Source organism: Mesorhizobium sp. M0140 (assembly GCF_040322475.1).
GTDB lineage: Bacteria > Pseudomonadota > Alphaproteobacteria > Rhizobiales > Rhizobiaceae > Mesorhizobium.
In genome coordinates, this window is record NZ_JAMYTM010000017.1 from 140,204 (window position 1) to 146,819 (window position 6,616).

General features: G+C 61.9%; 6 protein-coding genes. 2 read left to right on the forward strand and 4 right to left on the reverse strand.

Features of this window, described 5'->3' with window-relative positions:
* Positions 1-8: 8 nt before the first annotated feature.
* Positions 9-1,208, reverse strand: coding sequence for an aspartate aminotransferase family protein (locus NKJ37_RS18620; RefSeq protein ID WP_023811341.1), 1,200 nt, complete (start codon positions 1,206-1,208; stop codon positions 9-11).
* Positions 1,209-1,566: 358 nt separating this feature from the next.
* Between NKJ37_RS18620 and NKJ37_RS18625 the strand changes: the two genes are divergently transcribed.
* Positions 1,567-2,085 (forward strand): GcrA family cell cycle regulator, encoded by a 519-nt coding sequence (locus NKJ37_RS18625; RefSeq protein WP_023811342.1) that lies wholly within the window; start codon positions 1,567-1,569, stop codon positions 2,083-2,085.
* Positions 2,086-2,219: 134 nt separating this feature from the next.
* On the opposite strand, the gene NKJ37_RS18630 is transcribed toward NKJ37_RS18625, so the two are convergent.
* From NKJ37_RS18630 to NKJ37_RS18640, 3 genes are all read right to left on the reverse strand, one after another.
* A complete protein-coding gene (locus tag NKJ37_RS18630; protein ID WP_023811343.1) occupies positions 2,220-3,230 on the reverse strand; it encodes a magnesium and cobalt transport protein CorA in 1,011 nt (336 codons plus the stop codon).
* An 89-nt stretch (positions 3,231-3,319) separates the two neighbouring features.
* The gene (gene phoU / locus NKJ37_RS18635) at positions 3,320-4,045 is read right to left on the reverse strand and encodes a phosphate signaling complex protein PhoU (protein WP_023811344.1); all 726 of its coding nucleotides are present in this window, start codon (positions 4,043-4,045) and stop codon (positions 3,320-3,322) included.
* 113 nt (positions 4,046-4,158) lie between these two features.
* A complete protein-coding gene (locus tag NKJ37_RS18640; protein ID WP_023811345.1) occupies positions 4,159-5,424 on the reverse strand; it encodes an ATP-binding protein in 1,266 nt (421 codons plus the stop codon).
* Between the two features lie 224 nt (positions 5,425-5,648).
* On the opposite strand from NKJ37_RS18640, the gene ppk2 reads away from it, so the two are divergent.
* On the forward strand, positions 5,649-6,557 hold the full coding sequence (ppk2, locus tag NKJ37_RS18645) for a polyphosphate kinase 2 (protein WP_023811346.1): 909 nt from the start codon (positions 5,649-5,651) through the stop codon (positions 6,555-6,557).
* Positions 6,558-6,616: the final 59 nt, after the last annotated feature.

Below are 6,616 nucleotides of genomic sequence, written 5' to 3' on the forward strand. Positions count from 1 at the left end.
TTCCGGGATTACTTCGCCGCGGCGGAAGCGATCGCCTCCGCCAGGCCCTTGGCGCCGGCGCGAATGCGGTTGAGCGCGTCATGGATCTCGGCGTCGGTGACGGTGAGCGGCGGCAACAGGCGAATGACGTTGTCGCCGGCCGGAACCGCCAGCAGGTGCTGGTCGCGCAAGGCCATGTTCACCTTGGTGTTGGGCATGGCGCATTTGAGGCCGAGCATCAGCCCGGCACCCCTGATGTCCTCGATGATTTCGGGAAACTCGTCGGCGACCGACGCCAGCCCCTGCTTCATGAGCAGCGCCTTGCGCTGGACATCTTCGAGGAAGCCGTCTTCCAGCACGACGTCGAGCACGGCGTTGCCGACTGCCATGGCCAGCGGGTTGCCGCCGAACGTGGTGCCATGCACGCCAGCGGTCATGCCGACGGCCGCTTCATCCGTGGCAAGGCAGGCACCCATCGGGAAGCCGCCGCCAATGCCCTTGGCGATCGCCATGATGTCTGGCGTTACACCTGACCATTCATGCGCAAACAGCTTGCCGGTGCGGCCGATGCCGCACTGGACCTCGTCGAAGATCAACAGCAGGCCGTGCTGTTCGCACAATTGCCTGAGCCGCTTCAGCGATTGCGTCGGCACCGGACGGATACCGCCCTCGCCCTGCACCGGCTCGATCAGGATGGCGGCCGTCTCCGGCGTGATCGCCTTTTCGGCGGCGTCGATGTCGTCGAAACTGACCTGATCGAAACCTTCGACCTTGGGGCCGAAGCCCTCGAGATATTTGTACTGGCCGCCGGCCGCGATGGTCGCCAGCGTGCGGCCATGGAAGGCACCTTCGAAGGTGATGACGCGGAAGCGCTCGGGGTGTCCGTTGACGAACTGGCAGCGGCGCGCCGTCTTGATCGCGCATTCCAGCGCCTCGGCGCCGGAATTGGTGAAGAACACCTTGTCGGCGAAGGTGGCGTCGGCCAGCCGCTCGCCAAGCCGGCTCTGCCCGGGGATCTCGTAGAGGTTGGAGACATGCCACAGCTTGGCTGCCTGCTCGGTGAGTGCGGCGACCAGATGCGGATGGCTGTGGCCCAGCGAATTGACGGCGATGCCGCCGGCAAAGTCGAGATATCGCTCGCCCTTGTCGGTAATCAGCCATGTGCCTTCCCCGTGGTCGAAGGCCAGGGGTGCGCGAGCAAAGGTCTCGTAAAGCGCCGAACCGCTCATTATATGCGTCTCCGGTACCGGAAAATCAAAAAAGCCGCCAAAGCGGCGGCCTGTGCGGCTTATCCCGTTTTTCGGCCATGAAGTCAACGAAAACGTCGCGTAGTGGCGCGCGGCAAGCCCCCTGACGGGACGCCGGCTCATAAGCGACCGGGCAAGTTGGGGAAAACCGAAAAAACCGATTCGTGTTGCACTTGGGACTCTTGTCACCGAGTCAGCGCATAGAGTAGTTGTAGTCGAGAAATAACTAGATTTCGTGCGGCGGACCTAATCACCAGATATATGTGGTGTCTGCCCCGGCAAATGTTGCCGGGTCGGGAGAAGGATTCCGATTGCCGCACGCTTAGAGGAGCGCGGTCTCATGAACTGGACTGACGAGCGGGTAGAACTCTTGAGAAAACTGTGGTCGGAGGGTCTGAGCGCAAGCCAGATTGCTGCGCAGCTTGGAGGGGTCAGCCGCAATGCGGTCATCGGGAAGGTGCATCGGCTGAAACTCTCGGGCCGCGGTCGCTCGACCGCCACGCCGGCACGCCAGAAAAAGGCGGCACAAGGATCGACCGTCCAGAAATCGGTATCACGCGCTGCAACCACGGCACGCCATGTCACGACATCGATCGGCGCGACGGCCTTGCAGACACAGTTCGACGCCGAACCGGTGGCGCGCCATTATATCCGTCCGGTTGAGAATGTCGTGCTGCCGATCTCGCGGCATCTGCAGCTGGTCGAGCTGACCGAGCGGACCTGCAAATGGCCGAACGGCGATCCGCTTTCAGAGGACTTCCATTTCTGCGGCAACGATGCCGCCGAAACCGGTCCGTACTGCAAGTACCACGCCCGCGTGGCATTCCAGCCGGCATCGGAGCGGCGGCGGAGCCGATAGTTAGGGATTGGGCAGTAGGCAGTAGGCAGTAGGGGCAATATGCTCTGAATTTCTTGCCCTACTGCCTACTGCCTACGGCCTACTGCCTACTGCCTACTGCCTACTGCCTACTGCCTACTGCCTACTGCCTACCCTCACAGCCACCCGTTCTTCCTGAACCGCCAGTAGAGAAACGTGCAGATCAGCACGATAGCGCCCAGCACCACCGGATAGCCGTATTCCATCTTCAGTTCCGGCATGTCGCTGAAGTTCATGCCGTAGATGCCGGCGAGCGCCGTCGGCACCGCCAGGATTGCGGCCCAGGAGGCGAGCTTCTTGGTGTTCGCGGTTTCCTGACTCTGGCCGACCAGCAAGCTCGCCTCGAAAGCGAACGCCAGCACCTCGCGCAGACTGTCGATCTTCTCCTGGACGGTGCGGATGTGATCGGTGACGTCGCGGAACAGCGGATGCATGGCGGTGTGTATCTGCGGCAGCTCGGCGCTGGTCAGCCGTCGGCAGACTTCGACCAGCGGAAGCGCGGCATTGCGCAGGCGTAGGAGATCGCGGCGCAGCATATAGAGCCGTTCGATGTCGGGAGCGGTCATCGGCTTCAGCAGAACCTTGTCCTCGATCGCCTCGACCTCGTCCTCGATCTGCTCGAGCACCGGCATGTAATTGTCGACGATGAAATCGAGAATGGCGTAAAGGACGAAATCCTCACCCTTGGCCAGCGAGTGCGGGCAGCTTTCCCAGTGCTGCCGAACGGCGGCATAGGACGTCGAAGGACCGTGCCTGACGCTGACGATGTAGCCTGAGCCAACAAACAAATGGGTCTCGCCGAAGGTGACCCGACCGTCGATCAGCTGCGCGGTGCGAGCGACGATGAACAAGGCGTCGCCATATTGCTCGATCTTCGGCCGCTGGTGCGGGTGCTCGGCATCCTCGATTGCCAGCTCATGCAGGTGAAATTGCGCCTGGACGCGCAGCAACAGGTTACGGTCGGGCTCCAATAGGCCGATCCAGACGACATGACCGGATTTCTTTGCCCATTCGCCGGCTTCCTCGATGGGAATGTCGGCGATGCGGCGCCCGGCCGTGTAGACGCCGCAAGCGATAATGCCGGATGTCGGCCCAGGCGCCGGGGTCAGGTTCCGAACATTTTCCATCACGACCTCCCGGAGCAAATCCACGGACGAGGATAGAGGCAAAGCCCGGAAAGCTTAGCGTAAATCGGATTACGGTTCGAGAGGCGCGTTCACTTCAGCGGCTGCGTCCCGGAAAGGCTGATTTTGTCGGTCTTGTCGCCCTTGGGCCGCTCAGCCGGCAACTGATCGCCGGTGACGATGTAGTAGATGGTCTCGGCTATGTTGGTGGCGTGATCACCGATACGCTCGATGTTCTTGGCGCAAAACAGCAGATGCGTGCAGGGCGTGATGTTGCGCGGATCTTCCATCATGTAGGTCAGCAATTCGCGAAACAGCGATGTGTACATGGCGTCGATCTGGTCGTCACGATCGCGCACGAAGCCGATTTTCTCCACCGAGCGAGACGCGTAGACGTCGAGCACTTCCTTGAGCTGGGTCAACGCCAGGTTGGACAGAGCCTCGAGGCCGCGGAACAGGCTGGTTGGCTGGCGTCCGTCGGTGACGGCGACCACCCGCTTGGCAACGTTCTTGGCGAGATCGCCAACCCGTTCGAGGTCGGCGGAGATGCGAATGGTCCCGACGATCTCGCGCAAATCCCCCGCCATCGGCTGACGCTTGGCAATGATGATGATCGCCTTGTCGTCGATTTCGCGCTGGCCCTCGTCCAGTACGGTATCGTCGCGGACGACCTTCTGGGCAAGGCCTGGGTCGGCATTGACGAGAGCGGCGACCGCCTGTTCGACCATGCGCTCGGCATGGCCGCCCATCGCGGCGATGCGCTTCGACAGATATTTCAACTCCTCGTCATAGGCGCTGACGATGTGCACGGACTGCATGGCAAAATGCCTTCCCACGGGATGTTTTGATTTTGAGTCGTTTCCTCGAATCCCCGCTGATACGCTAGCCGGATGACAGAAAAAAGAAACAGTCCCCTTGAATTAGGGCGATATCAGTGCGTCGGCAAATGAACCGAGAATGCCGCGCCGTTGCCGACTTCGGACTTGATCGAAAGCCGGGCGTTGTGGCGCGTCAGTATATGCTTGACGATCGACAGGCCGAGGCCGGTGCCTTTCTGGGTCCGGCTGGTCTCGACGTCGACGCGGTAGAAGCGCTCGGTAATGCGCGGAATGTGCTCCTCGGGAATGCCGGGGCCAAAGTCCCTGATCGTCACGTCGATGCCCGGCTCTGATCCGGCATCGCCATGCGCTATGGATACAACCACGCGCCCACCAGACTGCCCGTATTTGCAGGCGTTTTCCAGGAGGTTCTCGAAAACCTGGAAAAGCTCATCTCGATCGCCAGGCACATGAAGCGGCCCATCGGCGTAGTGCCGCTCGATGGCAACGGCGTTTTCGCTGGCCAGCGGTCCGAGCGAATCGATGACGCTGTCGACTGTCTGCCGCAGGTCCACCTCGGTTCCCGGCTTCAGATAGGGTTTCATCTCGAGCCGCGACAGCGACAACAAATCGTCGATCAGACGCGCCATGCGACCGGTCTGGCTCTGCATGATCTGCAGAAACTGGTCGCGCGCCGCCGCGTCGTTGCGGGCTGGCCCGCGCAGCGTTTCGATAAAGCCGGCGATTGAGGCGAGCGGCGTGCGCAGTTCATGGCTGGCATTGGCGATGAAGTCGGCGCGCATGCGGTCGATCCTGCGTGCTTCGCTCTGGTCCTTGAACACCAGCACATAGAGATCGGTGGCGTGACCGACCGAGGACACGCTCACCCGGTAGGCCCGTTCGACCGGCAGCTTCTCCATGTAGTCGACGACATCCGAGGCAACATCGCCGGATAGCACGCCGTCCAGCAGGGTCTGCATCTCCGGTGCCCGGAATTTCAGCGACAGCGACATGCCTGGCGCGATGCCACCGAAGGCGGCGAAGGCGGCGGCGTTGGCATGCACGATGGTGGCGGTCCGGTCGAAGATGATCAGCGGATCGGCGACGGCGGCGGCCAGATATTCACCCGAGAGCCGCTGCAGGCCGATGGCCTCGATGGCAGCGCCGCTGCCGGTGGATTGGCGCGCGCCGGCGGTCGGCAGTATTGCCGCTGCAAGCAGCAACAGCAGCGCCGCGGGGACGACATAGGCTGAAATCCCGGCCAAGGCATAGACGGCGACGACCGCGGTGACGCCGGCCGCAAGCAGCCAGCGGCTATGCCACAGCCGTGCGGCCATGCTTTGCGTGATGCCTCTCTGCTCTGTGTCCAGGTCAGCCATTCGCTCGTGACCTGCCCCCCAATGTCTTCGCACCCGGTCGCACGGTGGCAGAAAACTTCCACCAGATCGCTTGCCGCATGACCCCGAAAATCGGGAATCGATTTTCGGAAAGGATCATGCGCAAATTAAAAGTGCTACAGCGTCCTTTGCGCATCCAAACGGACGCGCGGCGCTGTAGTGGCTCCCCATAGCATGAGTCCGGAAGCTGGAAAGGGTTCGTCTCGATGAAAAAAGCCAAGGAAAGTCCCGCCGCGCCAACTTCGGGGCCGCTGAAGATCAGGATCGGCGGCAAGGAGAGGGAGTTCGACATCGATAATCCCGTGCTTCCCGACTGGGTCGAGGACAACAAGCTGACCGCCGGCGGCTATCCCTACGACAAGAAGATGAAAAGCGACGAGTATGACGAGATGCTCGAGAAGCTGCAGATCGAGCTGGTCAAGGCGCAGGCCTGGCTGCAGTCGACCGGCAAACGGGTGATGGCGCTGTTCGAGGGCCGCGACGCTGCCGGCAAGGGCGGCACGATCTTCGTGGTGCGCCAGTACCTCAATCCGCGCACGGCACGCAACGTGGCGCTGACCAAGCCGACCCCGACCGAGCTTGGTCAATGGTACTACCAGCGCTATGTCGACCACTTCCCGACTTCAGGCGAATTCGTCACTTTCGACCGGTCCTGGTACAACCGCGCCGGTGTCGAGCCGGTGATGGGTTTCTGCACCCCGCAGCAGCACGAGCAGTTTCTCGACGAGACGCCGCATTTCGAACGGATGATCTCCAACGAGGGCATCCACTTTTTCAAATTCTGGCTGAACATCGGCCGGGAAACGCAGCTCGAGCGCTTCCACGACCGCCGCTACAGCCCGCTGAAGAGCTGGAAGTTTTCCCCCATCGACGTTGCAGGCATCACCAAGTGGGACGACTACACCAAGGTGCGCGACACAATGTTCGAGCGCACCCACAAGGAATTCGCGCCGTGGATCATCGTACGGGCCAATGACAAGCGGCGCGCGCGGCTGGCGATCATGCGGCGCATCCTGTCGTCTCTGCCCTATGAGGGGCGCGATCTCGAAATCATCGGCAAGGAAGACAAGAAGATCATCGGCGAAGGGCCGTCATTCCTCGGCAAGCAGGATTGACGCTTCCGCGCCCCCCGGCCGTTGGCCCCCCGCGGGGGTCATGGTTGGTTTGCAGAGGG